The organism is Methylomonas methanica (assembly GCF_001644035.1).
Taxonomy (GTDB): Bacteria; Pseudomonadota; Gammaproteobacteria; order Methylococcales; family Methylomonadaceae; genus Methylomonas; species Methylomonas methanica_A.
Window position 1 is genome coordinate 60174 of sequence record NZ_LUUG01000117.1, and the last position, 19148, is coordinate 79321.

The window sequence follows — 19148 nt, forward strand, 5'->3', positions numbered from 1 at the left end:
GTCTAAATTTTGCTGTTAGCGTCTAGACAATCAATTAGGCGACTAAATATGGGTGCTTTAGAGCTGCATCAACAACAAAAAACCGAACGCTTAACCGATGCATTCCGGATATTTAACGAACTTTCGGAAAACCTTGCGCATTCCTATCAGGGTTTGGAAGAGCAAGTGGCAAAACTCAATCGCGAGTTGCAGGCCGCGCGTAGCGAGCGTCTAAACACGCTGATCGAGAAGGAAAAGCTCGCCAGTCGCTTGCAACAGATTCTAGCGGCCTTGCCGGCGGCGGTGGTTGTGCTGAATGCGCACGGAATGATCATCGATTGCAATGTTCATTCCGTGGACTTTTTGGGGGAACCCTTGCTGGGCCAATTATGGTCGAGTGTGGCGGCGCGCAGTTTGCAACCGGTTTTCGAATCGCCGCATGAACGCCAGCTCAGGGACGGCCGTAAAGTCAATATCACCCATAGCTCGTTGGGTAACGATGCCGAACAAATCATTCTGTTGTCGGATGTCAGCGAATTGCGCTCCTTGCAAGACACGCTGGCTCAGCACAAGCAGTTGAGTGCGATGGGGGAAATGGTGGCCGGTCTGGCGCATCAGGTGCGTACGCCGCTGGCGACCGCGATTTTGTATGCGTCACAAATGAGCAAACCCTCGATAACAGATGAAAAACGCCAACAGTTCTCCGAGAAAATTTTAGAGCGCTTGCATTACTTGGAGCGCCAAGTTAACGACATGCTGATCTTTGCCAAGCAGGGCCGCATGGCGATGCAAAGTTTTTCATTGCAGCGGCTGCTGGCGCATCTCGCCGAAGCGGCCGATAGTTTTGCGGGCGAATTTAGCATTGAAAACCGAATCAGCACCGATCAGTTACTGGGAAATGAAGATGCGCTGCGCGGGGCATTATTAAACTTAATCAATAATGCGGCCGAGGCTGGTGCGCAAAAAATTGCTTTAACGGTCCGCCGGAGCGATTTAGGCAGCATCGACATCACGGTGACGGATGACGGTTCCGGTATCGCCGAAGCGCAGCAAACTAAATTATTCGAACCGTTTTACACCACCAAGTCCAACGGCACCGGTCTGGGTTTGGCGGTGGTGGACAGCGTGGCACGCGCGCATGGCGGTAGCGTCAAGTGTCGTTCCACTCCGGGGCAGGGGACGAGTTTTTGCTTGAACCTGCCTTGTATCAGTCAATACACCCTGGGACTGTCCGCAGGTGTTGCCAAAATGGAGCAAAATTATGAAACAGTATGACGTGCTTATCGTCGAAGACGACATGGCTTTATGCGAGGCGCTGTGCGATACCCTGGAAATTGAAGGCTATCGGGTAATCTCCGCGAAAAACGGTATTGAGGCGCTGAGCCAGCTGGCCAAGTATGTGGTTAGATTGGTAGTCAGCGATGTACAAATGCCGGTGATGGACGGTTTTCAGCTGTTGCACAATATTCAGCAAAAATTCGAGCAGTTGCCGGTGTTGCTGATGACGGCTTACGGCACCATCCCCAAAGCGGTGGAAGCCATGCAGTCCGGCGCTGCCGATTATTTGATCAAACCCTTCGAAGCCGGGATGTTGGTCGATAAGGTGGCGTCGTTGATCACGCTGCAAGCGCCAGTGGTTAACGAGCGGGTAGTGGCTGACGAGAGCATGAAAAAGCTTTACGCACTGGCCAGCAAAGTAGCCAAAACCGATGTGACCATGCTGCTGGAAGGCGAAAGCGGTACCGGTAAGGAAGTGCTGGCCCGTTATGTTCATCGCAACTCGCATTATCATGCCGGCCCGTTCGAGGCCATCAATTGCGCGGCGATTCCCGAAAACATGCTGGAAGCGATGCTATTCGGTTACGAGAAAGGCGCGTTTACCGGTGCCATTCAATCGGCGCCCGGTAAATTCGAACTGGCGCAAGGCGGTACTCTATTGCTGGACGAGATTTCTGAAATGGACATATCGCTGCAAGCCAAATTACTGCGGGTGCTACAGGAAAAAGAAGTCGAACGTTTGGGCAGTCATCGCAAGATAACGTTGAACGTCAGAATTTTGGCGACGACCAATCGCAAATTAAAAGATTATGTGCAGGATGGCCGGTTTCGCGAAGATTTGTATTTCAGATTGAGCGTATTTCCGCTCAGAATTCCGCCGCTCCGCGAGCGGCCTGGCGATATTTTGCCGCTGGCACTGGAGCTGTTGAATAAGCATAGCCCGGCCGGGAAAGCGGTTTGCAGCTTTGACGAGGCGGCAATGACTAAGTTATCCGCATACCGCTGGCCGGGTAATGTCAGAGAATTGGAAAATGTGGTGCAGCGGGCGTTGATCCTGCAAAGCCGGAGTCAAATCGGCGCCGACGACCTGATTTTTGAGGAAGATATGTTGGTTTTGCCGAGTTTGCCCGCTGCTGTGCAAAGTCTTGCCGTAGAATCGCGGCAAACCGATAGCGAGAGCAGCCAATTCGAGCTCGGCAGCTTGGGTGACGGCGTGCGTTCGGCCGAGGAAAAAATTATTTTGCAAATGTTACGCGATGTCAGCGGCAGCCGGAAAACCACAGCCGCCAAGCTGGGTATCAGTCCGCGCACCCTGCGCTACAAAATTGCGCGGATGAAGGAAGCGGGAGTGATGGTACCAGGTTAAATCTTGGCTTGAAAAATGCTTATGCTAAGCAAGGCAACCTAAAAGAGTCATTATCATGTCAGATATGAATGTTAACCAAGTGCTCGCGCAGATGCGGGCAATGTCCATAGAGGCCGGCGTCAAGCCACAGCCTAGCGACACGTCCGGCGATTTTGCCGCCATGTTGAAACAATCCATCGACGCCGTGAACAATACCCAGCAAACCGCCAGCGCTATGGCTAAATCGTTTGAGATGGGTCAGAGTGACGTCAGCTTGGCGGAAGTGATGATTGCCTCGCAAAAAGCCAGCGTTTCCTTTCAGGCCATGCTCCAGGTGCGTAACAAACTGGTGGATGCTTATAAGGACGTGATGGGCATGTCAATGTAGGCTAGCGGAATATAAGCCATGAGCGAACTAGACAGAAATCTACCGATGGAGGCCCATAGCCAATTAAGTATGGCGAACGCCGACAAAATGCATCCCGCCCTGAAAAGCCTGAGCAAAATGCCGATGGTTCGCCAACTTGGTCTGATGTTGGGTTTGGCACTCAGCGTCGCGATTGGCGTGGCGGTGGTATTGTGGTCGCAGGCCCCGTCTTACGATTTACTGTTTTCCGGCGTAGCCGAAAAAGATTCCGCGGAAATTCTCGACGCGTTGACCAAATTGAATGTGGATTACAAAGTCGAAACCGGTTCCGGGGCAATTATGGTGCCGGCGGATAATGTCCGGGAACTGAAACTGCAATTGGCGGCGCAAGGTCTGCCGCGCAGTGCGAGTTTAGGCTATGAGTTGTTGGATAAAGACAATGGCTTCGGCGCCAGCAAAAATGTCGAGCAAATGCGTTTTCAACGTGCGTTGGAAGGCGAAATTGCGCTGACCATCCAAACCATCCAGAACGTCAAATCCGCGAAAGTACTGCTGGCTATTCCGGTGCAGTCGGTATTCGTCCGCGAACGTAAAAAGCCCAGTGCCTCGGTGGTGGTGGAGCTGTATCAAGGCCGGATCCTCGAAAAAGAACAAATCGAATCCATTATCCATTTGGTCGCTTCCAGCGTACCGTTGATGGAAGCCAGTCAAGTGACGGTCGTGGATCAGAAAGGCCGCTTGTTGAACAGCAAGGAAGGCGGCGAAGACATGTCCTTGTCCAGCAAGCAATTCGAATACAAGAAAAATATAGAAGAACATCTGCGTGGACGGATCGAAAACATCCTGACGCCATTGGTAGGCGGTGACGGCATGCGGGCGCAAATTTCCGCTGACGTTGACTTTACCGTCACCGAAAAAACCCAGGAAATGTTTAACCCGGATTTGCCTGCCTTGCGCAGTGAGCAAACCCAGGAAGAAAATAACTCCCTATCCAAAGTGCAAGGTGTGCCCGGCGCGTTGTCCAATCAGCCGCCGCCAACGGGTACTGCGCCGGAAGTGGCTAGCGGTCAGGAAAAACAAGCTGCCGCGGAATCCGGTTCCGGCTCGTCCAACAAAACCGCCACCCGCAATTACGAACTGGATAAAACCATTACCCATACTAGACTCGCCACCGGTGCCTTACGACGCTTGTCGGTGGCGGTGGTGGTTGACGATAAAAAAGTGGCGCAAGCCGACGGTAAAGCTACGCTAGTTGCATACTCGCAAGAAGATCTCAATCAACTTCGCGACTTGGTCAAACAGGCAGTCGGTTATGATAACAGCCGTGGCGACCAGGTGACGGTTACCAACGTGGCGTTCAGATTGCCCGATGCAATGGAAGAAGTACCTTCCGAACCTATCTGGGAACAACCCTGGTTCGCCAGTGCGCTGAAACAGTTGGCGGCGGTTGCTGTAGTCTTGCTGCTGATCATGGGGGTATTGCGGCCGGGTCTGCGCACCTTGATTGCCAAGGAAGAACAGTTAGAGGCGCTTGAACAAGCCAAGGCAATCGCGGAAGCTACCGGCGGTGTGGTCCGCTTCGATGAGACCGGTAAGCCGGTGGCTGTCGCGGTGTCGGTTGATGAAGAAACCGGCGAAGTACGCACCATCACTACCGGGGTAGAAGATTTATTGTTACTCGAAGCCCCACAAAGCTACGAAAAACGTTTGGAATATGTACAAAAACTGATCGACGAAGATCCTAAATTGGTCGCGCAAGTGATCAAAACCTGGTTAAAAGACGATGGCTGATCAAGAGAAATTAACGCATGCGCAACGGGCTTCGCTGCTGCTATTGGCGGTGGGGCAGGATAGGGCGGCCTCGGTGTTGAAGCATATGGGACCGAAAGAAGTGCAATTGATCGGTTCGAACATGGCGCAGCTCGGGCCGATTAGCTCGGGCATGGTCGATGAGGTGCTGGAAGAGTTCATCATCGAAATTAAAAACGAAACCGGCCTGGGTCTGGATTCCGACGAGTACATCCGCAACATGCTGACCAACGCGCTGGGCGCCGACAAAGCCGGCAGTATCATCGACCGGATTTTGTTGGGAGCCAACAGCAAGGGTATCGAACAGTTGAAATGGATGGATACCCGTTCCATCGCCGATTTGATCCGCCTGGAACATCCGCAAATCATCTCAATTATTTTGTCCTTGCTGGATGCCGATCAGGCCGCCGACGTACTGACTTTGTTGCCGCAAAACATGCGCTCCGATATTTTAATGCGTATCGCCACCTTGGAAGGTGTGCAGCCTGCGGCATTGCGCGAACTTGACGACATCATGGAAAAGCAGTTGACCGGCAGCGATGGCGTCAAATCCTCGCAAATCGGCGGTATCGACGCGGCGGCCAACATCCTCAACTTTATCGAAAGCGGTGTCAGCGATCCGATGATGCAAGACATCAACGAAGCCAACGCCGATTTGGGTCAACGTATCCAGGATAAAATGTTTGTGTTCGGCGACTTGATCAACGTCGATGATCGCGGTATTCAAACCCTGTTGCGTGAAGTGTCCACCGATCAGTTGTTGTTGGCCTTGCGTGGCGTGGAAACCGGTTTACGTGACAAAGTCTTTGCCAATATGTCCAGACGCGCGGCGGAAATGCTGCGCGACGATTTGGAAGCCGCGCCGCCTGCGCGCCTGAGCGAAGTGGAAGCCGCGCAAAAAGATATTCTGGCGATAGCCAAACGCTTGTCCGATGCCGGTGAAATAGCTTTGGGCGGCAGTGGCGGTGGCGATGAGTTCGTCTAAGAGCAATAAGTTTTCCGAGTCCGAGCTGCAAGCTCTGGATCGCTGGACTAATTTACAGGATTTCAGTAACCCGCGTTCCGAAGCGGTTGAATTGGAAGACGTGACCGAGGTTCTGACGGCCGAGCAGATTGAGGAAATTCAGAAGCAGGCCTATGCCGAAGCGTTTGAACAAGGTAAGCAGCAAGGCTACGCGGACGGACAAAAAGAAGGGTTTGAGGCCGGGCGCAAGCAAGGTTATGAAGAAAGCCTGCATTTGCTGCAAAAACAGGCAGCCGAGCTCACCAGTTTGCTGGAAGCGCTCAGCGAGCCCTTCAAGCAACTCGACGAATCGGTCGAGCAGGAGTTGGTGAAATTGACCATTGCCATCGCCAGTCAATTAATTCGCCGGGAATTGAAGTTGGAACCCGGTGAGATCGTCGGCGTGGTCAGAGAGGCGATCAATGCCTTGCCATTGGCCTCACAGAAAGTCACCGTCAACTTACATCCCGAAGATGCGGCCTTGGTCCGCACCGCGTTAAAACTCGATGAAAACATGCCGCCCTGGCGCTTGCAGGAAAATCCTTTATTGAGCCGTGGCGGTTGCACCGTCGAAACCGAAGTGTCGAGAATCGATGCCAGCGTCGAAAGCCGTGTGGCCGCAGTGATTGCCACGGTACTGGGCGGCGAGCGCCGTGAGGATTCTGGGCGATGATCCCCAGTGTTGATCGTTCCGATGTGTGGCTGGCGCGATTGCAGCCATACAGGGAAAGGCTGGCTGCGGACCCTCTGGAGTTGGTGGTTGAAGGGAAATTGTCGCGTATGGTGGGTTTGACGCTGGAAGCGGAAGGCTGCCGGGCGGCCATTGGTTCGTTGTGTCAAGTGATTACCAAATCCGGCAAGATCATTACGGCCGAGGTGGTCGGTTTTGGCGGATCCCGATTATTTTTGATGCCGACCGGCGATACGCATGGTCTGGAACCCGGTTGTCGGGTGATTCCGATGGGTAAGAACAGTCTAGCGAGTGTCGGCTTCGGTCTGTTGGGCCGGGTGCTTGATGGCGCCGGTAACCCGTTGGACAGCAAAGGTCCGCTGGATACCGATGCCAAGGTGTCCCTGGCCGGTGTCACCATCAATCCGCTCAGTCGCAAACCGATCCGCGAGGCACTGGATGTCGGGGTGCGGGCGATCAATGCCATTCTCAGTGTCGGCCGCGGTCAAAGGATGGGCTTGTTTGCCGGTACCGGCGTCGGTAAGAGCGTGTTGCTGGGGATGATGACCAAGTTTACCAACGCCGATGTGGTGGTGGTTGGTCTGGTCGGCGAGCGGGGTAGGGAGGTCAACGAATTTGTACTGAAGATCCTTGGCGAAGAAGGCTTGCGCCGAGCCGTGGTGGTGGCGTCGCCGGCTGACGATTCGCCGCTGATGCGGGTGCATGGCGCGTTATTGGCGACCAGTATCGCCGAATATTTTCGCGACCAGGGTCTGGATGTGTTGTTGCTGATGGACTCCTTGACCCGTTATGCTCAGGCCTATCGGGAAATCGCTTTGGCGATAGACGAGCCGCCGGCTACCAAGGGCTATCCGCCGTCGGTATTTGCGAAATTGCCGCAACTGGTGGAGCGCGCAGGTAACGGCGACGAAGGCGGCGGTTCGATTACCGCGTTTTACACGGTATTGGCGGAAGGCGATGATACCAACGATCCGATTGCCGACGCAGCGCGGGGTGTGCTGGACGGCCATGTAGTGTTGTCGCGTTCCTTGGCCGAGTCCGGTCATTATCCGGCAATAGACATTGAAGCGTCGATCAGTCGGGTGATGCCGGACATCATAGAGCCGGAGCATCTGCAAATGGCGCGGGATTTGCGGCGTTTGTATTCCACCTACCAACAGAACAAGGATTTGATCAGCGTCGGTGCTTATCGGCCGGGAGCCGATCCGCGCATCGACAAGGCGATAGAAAAAAATCCGGCGATCATGGATTTTCTGCAACAAAGCATGGATGAATCGGTGGACTTGAGCCGGAGTCTGAGCGAGTTAGCGGAATTGCTGGCTAGCTGATGAAAAAATCCCAGCGCCTGAAAGTCATCATCGACCTGCATGCGCGTCAGGAACGTGACGCTCTGGAGGCCTTGGGTATCAGTCAGCAAAAACTGCAAGAGCAGCAAGCCCAGCTAGAAAATCTACAAAGTTACCGTCTGGATTATTTAGGTAAATTCGCCGTCAGGCAGCAGGCTGGTATCAATATCAGCCAGTTGATGGAGTTTAGGGCCTTTGCCGACAAGCTCGACCAGGCCATCGAAAGCCAGCAGCAGACGGTTAGCAACCACGAGCGTGAGGTGCAGCGGGCGCGTAAGCGCTGGGAAGATGCGCATCAGCGTACCAAAAGTCTGCAAAAAGTCAGCGATTTGGCGTTGGTCGAAGAAATGAAAGTCGAACAAAAACGCGAACAGGCCGAGCAAGACGACCGGGCTGCGCGATCAGGACGTAAGGATGGCACGGGAAGTGCTTGAGTAAATAAAAATGTCAGGAGAAATGCCATGAATATCCAAGGTTTAAATCCGCTGTCTCTATTGTCCTCCGCCGAAGGTGCCGGTTCTGCTACTGCGGGTCTGCTGGGTGAAGGCGGCGGGGGCGTGTTTTCGGCGGCGTTGCTTGAGCAGCTGGCGCAATTGCAGAATAGCTTGCTGAGTAAGGGCGCAGCCGGTGACGCCGGATTGGCGAATTTGCAGCAGCTGGGCGGTTTAGGGGCTGACGCCTTGAATAGTCAAAGCATGCAGGATTTTACCGCTCTGTTCGGCAAGAGTTTGCCGACGGCAACCAAGCTGGGTCAGGATATTAATCTGGACGATACCATGCAAGCTTTAGCGGATGTGTTGCAATATCTGCAAGGCTTGGAGTCTGCTACGGTTAACGAACAACAAACCCCGATTTTACCGGCTATCTCGGCAAATCAAGATAACTTTGCCGAGATAGCGGCGGAAAATACCGATACCGCAAATGAGCAGGCAGAGAATGCAGCGATGCTGGCGGGGATGCAGGCTCAGCCCTTGCCGGTTGCGGATAGCGTGAATAATGTTAACGAGGTACTAAAATCCGCGGTAGCAACCAGCGAGGCGATGTCTGCTATCAAAAACAGCCCTGAACTATTGGGTATGGATGCCAAAAAAGAAGCGCTGTCGGCATTGAACGGCACGGAAGAAGGGCGGAAAGGGTTGGTAGCGGAAGGTGGTTTCGCCAAAGCACTGGCCGCCGAGGACGGAGCGTCTCAGCAATTTTCGCAAGACAGTGCGGCTAACGCTTTTCAAAGCGAACAGAGTAATACAACCAAAAATCAAATCGGCGCTAGCGAGACTGATTTGGGTTTGTCGAGAATGACGGCCGACATCGCCCAACTGAATAAGTCGGTGAGTAATGCCGGGCAAACGCCGGCGCCGGCGATAGAAAAACATTTAACTCATCCAGAATGGAACACCGACTTGGGCGAAAAACTGCTGTGGATGCATAAACAAGCGGTACCTTCCGCCGAAATTCGCTTGAATCCGGAGCATCTCGGGCCGATTTCCATCAAGATTGATGTGAATCAGGACCAAGCCAGTGTGGTTTTTACCGCCCAGCATGCGGCGGTCAGGGACGCCATAGAGGCGGCTATCCCCAAATTGCGGGAAATGTTGGGCGGGCAAAACTTGAATTTGGCGGACGTTAACGTTTCCCAGCAACAATCCGAACAAAGACCGGGACGCGAGTCCTTTCAAACGGCCGGCGAGCAAAATCGCGGCGGCAATAGTCGAGGCCAAGGCCAGGCCGATAGCGCGACAAACGATGCATCCAATACTATTCTCGATGAAATTGAAGCAGGCAGAGCCATTGCCAGCAACGGTTTATTGAGCCTGTTTGCCTAGTCTCCTCAGGCGCTGTTGAAAAATTGCTTTGCAAAAACAGCGCCTATTTCTATAATGCCCAGTTTTTTGGGGAATTTATCCCCGTCCCTTGCTTCACTGTCCAGACGGACGGGAGGCTTTTAAACCCGTAAGGAGAAATCATGCGACATTATGAAATTGTCTTCTTAGTCCACCCTGACCAAAGTGCTCAGGTGCCGGCTATGATAGAACGTTATAAATCCACCGTTGAAGAAGCCGCAGGCAAAATTCACCGTCTGGAAGATTGGGGCCGTAGACATTTGGCCTACCCTATCAAAAAAATTCATAAAGCACATTATGTGTTGATGAACATCGAATGCGACCAAGCCACTCTTGAAGAACTGGAAAGCGGTTTTCGATTCAACGACGCTATCTTGCGCAGCCAAACCTTGGCGCAAAAAGCGGCCGTAACCGAGCCTTCCGCGATTGCTGTCAGCGGTAACGACGGCCAAAAAGCCGGTAACCGCGTTAAGGAAGAAGTCGAAGAAGAAACCGAAGAAGCTGAAGTAGAAGTCGTCGAGACTGAAGTCGTAGCGGATTCCGAATAATCAACATTGAACCAAGAGAATTGTGATGGCACGTAATAACATTAGACGCAAAAAAGGGTGCCGTTTTAGCGGCGAAGACGCGATCGTAATCGATTATAAAGATCTGGATTTATTGAGCGAGTACGTCACCGAAACCGGCAAAATCATTCCTAGCCGCATTACCGGTACCAGTGCGAAATATCAAAGACAGCTGACTTCCGCTATTAAACAAGCGCGGTTCCTGGCTTTGTTGCCGTTCTGCGACGCACACAAGTGATTTAGCACGAGGGAATAGCGCGTGCAATTTCTGGCCACTTTCATTATGAAAGGACGGATGCAGGCCATGACGGTCGCATCCAGCCTGGCCTTGCTATCGCTGCTATTTCCTCCTGTCAGTATTGTAAGTTCAGCCGCTGTCTCATTGGTAACGTTGAGGCGAGGGGCTAGTGAAGGCTTGTATGTGCTGATTTGCTCATGCCTGGCTGCCGCTGTATTAAGTACCTTATTGATCGGCAATTACCAGTACGCACTGCTTTACGGTCTGGCCTTTTGGCTGCCGGTTTGGCTGATTTCGATAGTACTGCGCGAGGGCCGCTATCTGACGCTGGCAATTGAAATTGCCGTGTTATTAGGTGTTGCGGTGGTGCTGGGTATTTATACGATTCAGGAGCAACCGGTACAGCTTTGGCGCGAAGTGTTGAACTTCATGTTACAGCCCATGCTGGAAGGCAAAACCGATGTGCCGCTGGAGCAAATTAAGCAGTCCGCGGAACTGTTGGCGCATTTCATGACTGGGGTTGCCGCGGCCGGCAGCGTTTACGGCCTGCTGTTCGGTTTGTTTTTGGCCAGATGGTGGCAAGCGGCGCTATACAACCCGGGCGGTTTCAGAGCCGAGTTTTTGGCCTTGAAAGGGCATGTGCATCTGACATTAATTACCTTGCTTGTGGCTGGGGTAGCGATGTTGACGTCGGGCAAAACCGCAGAGTTGTGCTGGAACGTGTTGTTGGTGCTACTGGTGACCTATACGATGATAGGCACCGCCGTGTTGCACGCCACGTTCTCGGTCATGAAGGGTAGTCGTTTCATGGTGCCTTTTTTATACGTGACGTTGATGTTGATCCCGCATGTGATGGTGGTGATCGTGTTATGCGGACTGACCGACACTTGGCTGGACTTACGAAATAAACTAAAACCAAATGGGGCGTAAGCTCCCGATTTTTCGACAATCAAGTCGATCTAAGAGGTAGAAAACGATGGAAGTCATTCTTCTGGAAAAAACGGCGAACCTGGGTAACCTGGGCGACAAAGTAACCATCAAAGCGGGTTACGGCAGAAATTATCTGATTCCGCAAGGCAAAGCAGTTCCTGCAACGCCTAAAAAAATCAGAGAGTTTGAAGAGCGCCGCGCCGAGCTGGAAAAACAAGCGGCTGAAAAATTGGCGGCTGCCACAGCTCGTGGCGAAGCGATCAGCAAATTGAACGTGTCTATCGCGCACAAAACCGGTGACGAAGGCCGTTTGTTCGGTTCGGTCGGTACGCAAAACATTGCAGATGCTATTACTGCTGCCGGCATTAAAGTCGAGAAACACGAAATACGTTTGCCGAACGGCGTTATCCGCAACATCGGCGAATACGACATCGCTATCAATCTGCATACCGACGTCGTTATTACGCTGCCGGTAAAAGTGGTAGCCGAGTAAAGTCTGTGATCATCGTAACCGGTGGCGCCGGCTTCATCGGCAGCAATCTGGTATTGGGCCTGAATGCTCGCGGTTATGATGATATTTTAGTAGTCGACCATTTGACCAGCGGTATCAAGTACCGAAACTTGGTCGACTGCCAGATAGCGGATTATCTGGACAGAAGCACCTTTTTGGAACGACTCCAACAAGGTGCTTTCCAAGCAGAAACGATAGAAGCCATCTTCCATCAGGGCGCCTGTTCCAGCACCACCGAGTGGGACGGCCGTTACATGATGGACAACAATTATGAATACAGCAAAACCCTGTTTCATTATTGCCAAAGCCACAAAATCCCGTTTATTTACGCCTCCAGCGCCGCTACTTACGGTGCAGATTTAACCTTCAAGGAAGCATTGGCTTATGAAGGTCCGCTGAATGTCTACGGTTATTCCAAGTTTCAATTCGATCAATATTTGCGCAGACACCAAAAGCTGAAGGCGCAAGTAGTGGGTTTACGTTATTTCAATGTCTATGGTCCGCGCGAAGCCCATAAGGGCAGCATGGCCAGCGTCGCCTTTCATCTGAATAATCAGATTAAAGAGTCCGACGAATTACGTTTATTCGAAGGTTGCGACGGTTACGGCAACGGCGAACAGCGCCGCGACTTTGTTTATGTTGGCGACGTGGTGGATATTAATCTTTGGTTTCTGGACAATCCCCAGGTATCCGGCATCTATAATTGCGGTACCGGCCGTAGCCAGACGTTTAACGATGTTGCCAACGCGGTGATTCGTTATCACCAACGTGGGCAGATCAAGTACATACCGTTCCCCGAGCACCTGAAAGGTTGCTATCAAAGTTTTACCGAAGCTAACCTCGAAAATCTGCGATCTACCGGGTGTCAGCATCAATTCAAAAGTGTCGAGCAAGGCGTACAACTTTATATGGAATGGTTGAACCGCTAGCGAGCGCTGTTTTGTCATCAACAAGGTGACAGTCTTAAGGTAAATTCCGGCATATTTCGTTGTTTTTCTAAAGCATAGCCGCGGACCCGGTTGTAAAATATCCTTTCTTTCCGTCAACAGTAACTGCCGAGAACGCAGATGAGTCGCCGAACGGCAATTCGCATTGCCCATTCTTGTTTATCGGACCCCCAGCGGGCGGTTGAAGAGCTTGCTTTAGGGTTGCTGCAAGCCGTACGGCTTTGGTTATTTTCTTTTGCTCGACTAGTTACGACCGAACTTTGCTGGCTTCCGAAATAAGACGCCGATTTCAAGGTATACAAGTCATTGGCTGCACGACCTCTGGCGAAATAGGCGATGCAGGACTGAGTCAACAAAGTCTGGTAGGTGTCGGCTTTTCCGCGCCGGATTTTATTGCGACCAGTGGGCTAATCCCTAACTTGCAACAGTTTCAAATCGCCGAAGGGCATGCGCTTGCCAACGAACTATTGTATGGCTTGCAAGATAGAGTTACGCATCTTAATGCCGAAAATTGTTTCGGTTTTTTGTTGATCGACGGCTTATCGGTGCGCGAAGAGCAGGTCACCCATGCGATACAAGACGCATTAGGCAATATCGCCATGATTGGCGGCTCGGCGGCCGACGACTTGCTGTTCCATAAAACATACGTTTATTGCGATGGTGATTTTCATGCGGACAGTGCCTTGTTGTTGCTGATGCATACGTCGTCACCTTTTAAAATCTTCAAAGCGCAACATTTTGTACCGACGGCGGAAAGATTGGTGGTCACGCACGCCGATGCCAGACGGCGCATCGTACATGAAATCAATGGTCTACCGGCGGCCCCGGAATACGCCAGACTCATCGGAGTTTCGGTAGAAGCGTTAAAACCTGCGCATTTTGCCGCAGCGCCGGTCGTGGTAGCTATCGATGGTAGCTTTTATGTGCGGGCGATTCGCAGTGCCAATGATGATCAAAGTCTGACTTTTTACTGTGCTATCGAGGAAGGCTTGGTGTTGAGAGTTGCGCGTGGGGTGGATCCTATCGAAAATCTACAACAGGCTTTTGCCGAAGTTCGGGCCGAGATTGGCCAACCTCAGGTGGTTATAGCGTGTGATTGCATACTCCGAAAGCTGGAACTGATACAGCGCGGCTTGGCGGCGCAAGCAGCACAAATACTCGGCGATAACAATGTGATAGGTTTCAATACCTATGGCGAACAGTTTCGGGGCGTGCATGTCAATCAGACGTTCGCCGCTGTTGCCATAGGTGCAGTTGACGGGTGCGACGGGGATGATTGAGTCGGATGCACGCGATTTAGAGAGCGAATTAAAGGCGGAAATCGTTCGTCTCAATAAGGTCGTAGAAGCCTTGATGAATCGAGTGGAGCGCAGTTCCACCCAGCATTGTTCGGATTTCGATCAGTTTCAAACCACCATCATGTTGGAGAGTTTGGTGCGCGCTCGGACAAAGGAATTGGAAGCGGCATTGCGGGAGAATGAGAAAATCAATCGGGCGCTGCAAGAAGCCGAGGAAAAGTTTCACCGGGTTCTGGATCAATCCTTGGTTGGCATAACGATGATTATCGAAGACCGTTTCCATTATGTGAATCCTAAGTTTGCGGAAATCTTTGATTACGAGGTCGATCAACTCTTGACTATGGGTATGATGGAATTAATCAGTGATGCCGATCGGCCCGCTCTGCGCGAAGTGATGCAGAATGCCTTAAACAAGGATCGTTCGACAGTTAGTCTCATCGCCAATGCCGTTCGCCGGAATGGTGAGCTGATCACGGTTGAGGTATCCGGTAGTCAGGCAATTGATATAGGCGGCAAACCTGCTTTGATCGCGGTGTTGGCAGATATCAGCGAGCGCTTGCAGTCCGAGCGGCAAGTCAAAGCCCTGCATGAACAGCTTCAATACCAGGCGATTCACGATCCCTTGACCGGGCTGTATAACCGGCTGTTCCTAAACGAAAACTTGGAACGTGAATTGCTGTTGGCCGAGCGGCAAGGCTATCAGGTGAGCGTGGTGATGAGCGATCTGGATCATTTTAAAATGATCAACGATTGTTACGGACATCAGGCCGGCGATGCAGTGTTGAAAGTATTCGCCGATATCATGAAGCGTCATGCCCGCGCTAGCGATTTGGATTGCCGGTATGGCGGCGAAGAGTTTTTTCTGGTGTTGCCGGACACCTCGCAACAAACAGCCAGTGAGCGTGCCGAATTGATACGTTCGGCGCTGGTTGCCCAGCCTGTTGCAGTTGCCGACAGAGCTATTGCCGTAACTGCGTCGTTTGGCGTGGCCACATATCCGGCAAATGGCCTCTCTTCGGCGGCATTGATCGGGGCGGCGGATAAAGCGCTTTATGCTGCCAAGGACGCCGGGCGTAATCGCGTCATGTCATCTCCCCTGCAATCGTAGCCGGCTTTTTGTAGTCCACGTTTCGGATAGCCCGACTCGGTTTGTTTCCGCTGCTAAGCTCTTGCCGATTGCTCTGAACGGCGTATGCTTATAGTCATAAGCATAACAATAGCCAAGGAGCGCATCATGTCCAAGCAAGATCAATACATCCGCTGGTTTTCTGAACTCACCATCAACGACATCCCTTTGGTTGGCGGTAAAAATGCCTCGCTCGGCGAGATGTATCGCGAGTTGGCCTCGGAGGGCGTGATTGTCCCCAACGGTTTCGCAATTACCGCCGAAGCTTACCGTTATATGCTGGATCAGGCCGGCGTTTGGCCGCATTTGCACGCTTTACTCGATGATGTCGATGCCGACGACGTCGCAGAGTTGGCGCGCCGCGCACAACAAGCCCGTGATTTGGTTTACGCAGCACCGCTGCCCGCTGATTTGCAGCAGCAAATTCTGGATGCTTTTGGGCAATTACAACAACAATACCCGGAAGATTTGACCGTTGCGGTGCGCAGTTCCGCGACCGCCGAAGATTTGCCTACTGCCAGCTTTGCCGGTCAGCAAGATACCTATCTGAATATCCGCGGCGGCCAAGCCTTGCTGGATGCCTGCAAGCGTTGCTTCGCCAGTTTGTTTACCGACCGGGCCATTCATTACCGGCTGGATCAGGGCTTCGATCATTTCAAGATCGGTTTGTCGATTGGGGTGATGAAAATGGTGCGTTCCGATCTGGCCGCCAGTGGCGTGATGTTTTCCTTGGATACCGAATCCGGCTTCGACGATGCGGTATTTATCACCGGCGCTTACGGTTTGGGGGAAAACGTCGTGCAGGGCGCGGTCGATCCCGACGAATTTTATGTGCATAAACCCACTTTCGCCCAAGGCTATCGCGCCGTATTGCGGCGTACGCTAGGCGCGAAAAAAATCAAGATGATTTATAGCGACGGCCGCACTCGCGAACCGATTCGTAATGTTGCCACCTCAAACCACGAGCGCCGGCAGTTTTGTATCAATGACGCCGAAGTGCTGCAATTGGCTGACTACGCTCTAAAAATCGAACGCCATTATGGCCGGCCTATGGATATGGAATGGGCCAAAGACGGGCTGGACGGCAAGCTTTATATCGTGCAGGCCCGCCCGGAAACCGTGGCTTCGCAAAAAGTGGGTAATGTGTTGGAGCAATACCAGCTCAAGCAAGCAGGCGAAGCCATCGTCAAGGGCCATGCGGTCGGCAGCAAGATCGCGGTGGGTCAGGCGCGGGTGATAGACAACGTGGCCAAACTCGGTAGTTTCAAACCAGGCGAAGTGCTGGTAGCCGACATGACTACTCCGGACTGGGAGCCGGTGATGAAAACTGCCGCTGCTATTGTCACCAATCGCGGTGGCAGAACCTGTCATGCGGCGATCATAGCCCGCGAATTGGGCGTGCCGGCCGTGATAGGTTGCGAGAACGCGACGGCAGCGATAACCAGTGGCAGCGTGGTCACGGTATCTTGCGCGGAAGGCGATGTCGGCAAAGTCTATGCTGGCCGGCTGGATTTCGAGGTCAAGCATACTGATTTGTCGCAACTCCAGCGGCCAAAAACCAAGATCATGCTCAATCTGGGCAATCCGGAGTTGGCTTTTAAACTCAGCTTCTTGCCGAATGACGGCGTCGGTTTGGCGCGGATGGAATTTATTATCACCGAATATATCAAGGCGCATCCAATGGCTTTGATTCACCCCGAAAAAATCGAAGATGTCGGCGAGCTGGATCAACTTAAGCAATTGACCGAGGGCTATGCCAAACCGGAAGAGTTCTTCATTCAACGTCTGGCGGAAGGAGTAGGCACCATAGCTGCGGCGTTTTATCCCAAGCCGGTGGTGGTGCGGATGTCGGATTTTAAAACCAACGAGTACGCGACCTTGTTGGGCGGGCGTTGGTTCGAGCGCGACGAGGCTAATCCGATGATCGGTTTTCGCGGTGCCTCCCGCTATGTGCATCCGGCTTATGCCGAAGGGTTTGCCTTGGAATGTGCGGCAATGAAACGGGTCCGCGAGCAGATGGGCCTGAAGAATGTGGTGTTGATGATCCCTTTTTGTCGGCGGAAAGAGGAGGCCGAACGGGTATTGGCTTACATGGCGGAACTGGGTTTAAAACGCGGCGATGACGGCCTGGAAATTTACGTGATGTGCGAGATACCGAATAACGTCATCTTGATCGATGAATTCGCCAAATTGTTCGATGGTTTTTCGATCGGTTCCAACGACTTGACGCAATTGACCTTGGGGGTGGACCGCGATTCGGAAATCGTCGCCAACGATTTCGACGAGCGGGACGCCGGCGTGAAGACCATGATCAAGTGGGCCGTGGAAGGCGCTCGCCGCAACGGTAGACATTCGGGTTTGTGCGGTCAAGCGCCGTCAGATTATCCGGAAATGGCCGAATATTTGGTCGAAATCGGCATCGATTCGATGAGTTTGAATCCGGATACGGTGTTGCAGACTACCCGGAGTGTGTTGGATTTGGAACGTAGATTGGGGCGCTAGCTATGATTTGCTTTTGATTGCCTTGGCCGCCCTGTTACTCATCGCTGGGTTAAATGCCAGGGATGGCTCTGTCGCCGAACAGTCAGGGTGACGACCATACAAAAACGACAGATATTGCGGCTGATTTTTAAATGGAGCGTTAAGCCTAAATCAGTCTTGTTCCGGAACACAGGCTGGAAAAATTTACTTGAGTAAGCGGAAAAATCTGAATTATGTTATTTCACCTGTTTTTTGTGAGCTAAATCACGGATTTTGCTTGAGCGCTGAGAATAAGTAAATTCTAATTGTTTGTAATTAATACGTTTTATAGATGGCATAGGGATTGCGTTATGGAGGCAGGCGCCTGTCAGTCATGGCTTACAAGATTGTTGATCAGTCTTGGGGCCTAAGGTGCTTTCTCCCCTAACTTGAGATTTAAGGTAAAAACGTATGATCAAAACAAAATTGGCTAAGGCTGTTTCCATGGCCGTTGCTGGTGTGGCTCTATCAGCCGGCGCGACAACTGCTTCTGCCCACGTCATGTACAACACTTTCACCACCACTTCGGCCAGTTCTACGGATGGCTGGACACGGGTCAACGATATCGGTTCCACGAATTCAACAACAGGTGTGTATACCCCGCCTGATGGAATCTTTACCGGTCCGGAAAGTAAGGGAAACAGTGGTAATCTGGTACCTTGGGTCGGTACCGCTGGCGGAGCGTTGCCTTTCGGTTACGCCGGTTCTTCTCATTTGAACTGGGCGGCCCACTTGCATTCAGCGGGTTCATCACTGACAGTTTCGGCAGCGGATGCCTTGGCGGATTACGGTGTAGCTGCCGAAATTGATACCGGTGCTGGCGCCTGGCTGGATGCTGGTGGTGTTAGCTCGACTGGCGCGCCAATCGCCCCAACAGGTTGGAGACATCAAACTGATATTGGTTTGATCAAGTCAGATGTCACACAAAAAGTGACTATTAACCTGTCAACCTTAGGATCCTTCAACAATAATTTCGGTGTTACCGTATTTACGGGTATGGATACCAATACCGGTAACTATTCTCATCACGGTAGCTGGAATTGCCCAACTTGTGCGACTCCAAAACCTTTAACCGCCAGTAACCCTTTTGGTACCTCGGGTTTGGCTTATTTGACCCACGATGAGTCAGTCGATGCGCTTAATGGCTTGACCTTTACCGCAGTTGCCGGTCAGATCTATTCGATTTACCTGGGTGGTAACGGCGTAGGAAGATGGAGCCAAAATGTTGCAGGTTATTCAATGGACATCACTACCTCGGCAGTACCTGTTCCCGGCGCAGTTTGGTTGTTCGGCAGCGCGATGGCCGGCCTGATCGGTTTTGGCGGTCGTCGTAAAGCAGCGGTAGCAGCTTAA

General features: G+C 52.3%; 18 protein-coding genes. All 18 read left to right on the top strand.

Annotation, left to right across the window (positions count from 1 at the left end):
* Positions 1–48: 48 nt before the first annotated feature.
* On the top strand, positions 49–1254 hold the full coding sequence (locus A1332_RS21445) for a sensor histidine kinase (protein WP_064010451.1): 1206 nt from the start codon (positions 49–51) through the stop codon (positions 1252–1254).
* A complete protein-coding gene (locus A1332_RS21450) occupies positions 1241–2623 on the top strand; it encodes a sigma-54-dependent transcriptional regulator (protein WP_064010452.1) in 1383 nt (460 codons plus the stop codon). Before A1332_RS21445 ends, A1332_RS21450 begins: the two co-directional genes overlap by 14 nt.
* A gap of 55 nt (positions 2624–2678) precedes the next feature.
* On the top strand, positions 2679–2990 hold the full coding sequence (gene fliE, locus A1332_RS21455) for a flagellar hook-basal body complex protein FliE (RefSeq protein ID WP_064010453.1): 312 nt from the start codon (positions 2679–2681) through the stop codon (positions 2988–2990).
* 18 nt (positions 2991–3008) lie between these two features.
* Positions 3009–4760, top strand: coding sequence for a flagellar basal-body MS-ring/collar protein FliF (gene fliF / locus A1332_RS21460; RefSeq protein WP_082879822.1), 1752 nt, complete (start codon positions 3009–3011; stop codon positions 4758–4760).
* On the top strand, positions 4753–5763 hold the full coding sequence (gene fliG / locus A1332_RS21465) for a flagellar motor switch protein FliG (protein WP_064010454.1): 1011 nt from the start codon (positions 4753–4755) through the stop codon (positions 5761–5763). The genes fliF and fliG overlap by 8 nt, the downstream gene beginning before the upstream one ends.
* Complete coding sequence (locus tag A1332_RS21470) at positions 5750–6454, top strand: flagellar assembly protein FliH (protein ID WP_064010455.1); 705 nt, start codon at positions 5750–5752, stop codon at positions 6452–6454. The genes fliG and A1332_RS21470 overlap by 14 nt, the downstream gene beginning before the upstream one ends.
* Positions 6451–7800, top strand: coding sequence for a flagellar protein export ATPase FliI (gene fliI / locus A1332_RS21475; protein ID WP_064010456.1), 1350 nt, complete (start codon positions 6451–6453; stop codon positions 7798–7800). The genes A1332_RS21470 and fliI overlap by 4 nt, the downstream gene beginning before the upstream one ends.
* Entirely contained in the window at positions 7800–8252 is a 453-nt protein-coding gene (gene fliJ / locus A1332_RS21480) for a flagellar export protein FliJ (protein WP_064010457.1), read from the top strand. Before fliI ends, fliJ begins: the two co-directional genes overlap by 1 nt.
* A gap of 27 nt (positions 8253–8279) precedes the next feature.
* Positions 8280–9641, top strand: a complete 1362-nt coding sequence (locus A1332_RS25780) for a flagellar hook-length control protein FliK (RefSeq protein WP_064010458.1) — start codon at positions 8280–8282, stop codon at positions 9639–9641.
* A gap of 140 nt (positions 9642–9781) precedes the next feature.
* A complete protein-coding gene (gene rpsF / locus A1332_RS21490) occupies positions 9782–10207 on the top strand; it encodes a 30S ribosomal protein S6 (RefSeq protein WP_036274688.1) in 426 nt (141 codons plus the stop codon).
* Positions 10208–10232: 25 nt separating this feature from the next.
* The gene (gene rpsR, locus A1332_RS21495; RefSeq protein WP_036274687.1) at positions 10233–10463 is read left to right on the top strand and encodes a 30S ribosomal protein S18; all 231 of its coding nucleotides are present in this window, start codon (positions 10233–10235) and stop codon (positions 10461–10463) included.
* A gap of 21 nt (positions 10464–10484) precedes the next feature.
* The gene (locus A1332_RS21500) at positions 10485–11393 is read left to right on the top strand and encodes a hypothetical protein (protein WP_064010459.1); all 909 of its coding nucleotides are present in this window, start codon (positions 10485–10487) and stop codon (positions 11391–11393) included.
* A 46-nt stretch (positions 11394–11439) separates the two neighbouring features.
* Positions 11440–11886: a 50S ribosomal protein L9 gene (rplI, locus tag A1332_RS21505; RefSeq protein WP_036274685.1), complete on the top strand. Its 447-nt coding sequence runs from the start codon at positions 11440–11442 to the stop codon at positions 11884–11886.
* 5 nt (positions 11887–11891) lie between these two features.
* Entirely contained in the window at positions 11892–12833 is a 942-nt protein-coding gene (gene rfaD, locus A1332_RS21510) for an ADP-glyceromanno-heptose 6-epimerase (protein ID WP_064010460.1), read from the top strand.
* 278 nt (positions 12834–13111) lie between these two features.
* Positions 13112–14131 (top strand): FIST N-terminal domain-containing protein, encoded by a 1020-nt coding sequence (locus A1332_RS21515; RefSeq protein ID WP_197491529.1) that lies wholly within the window; start codon positions 13112–13114, stop codon positions 14129–14131.
* The gene (locus A1332_RS21520; RefSeq protein WP_064010461.1) at positions 14124–15257 is read left to right on the top strand and encodes a GGDEF domain-containing protein; all 1134 of its coding nucleotides are present in this window, start codon (positions 14124–14126) and stop codon (positions 15255–15257) included. Before A1332_RS21515 ends, A1332_RS21520 begins: the two co-directional genes overlap by 8 nt.
* Positions 15258–15383: 126 nt before the next feature.
* Complete coding sequence (gene ppsA, locus A1332_RS21525; protein ID WP_064010462.1) at positions 15384–17777, top strand: phosphoenolpyruvate synthase; 2394 nt, start codon at positions 15384–15386, stop codon at positions 17775–17777.
* 429 nt (positions 17778–18206) lie between these two features.
* Positions 18207–19148: a hypothetical protein gene (locus tag A1332_RS25785; RefSeq protein WP_197491530.1), complete on the top strand. Its 942-nt coding sequence runs from the start codon at positions 18207–18209 to the stop codon at positions 19146–19148.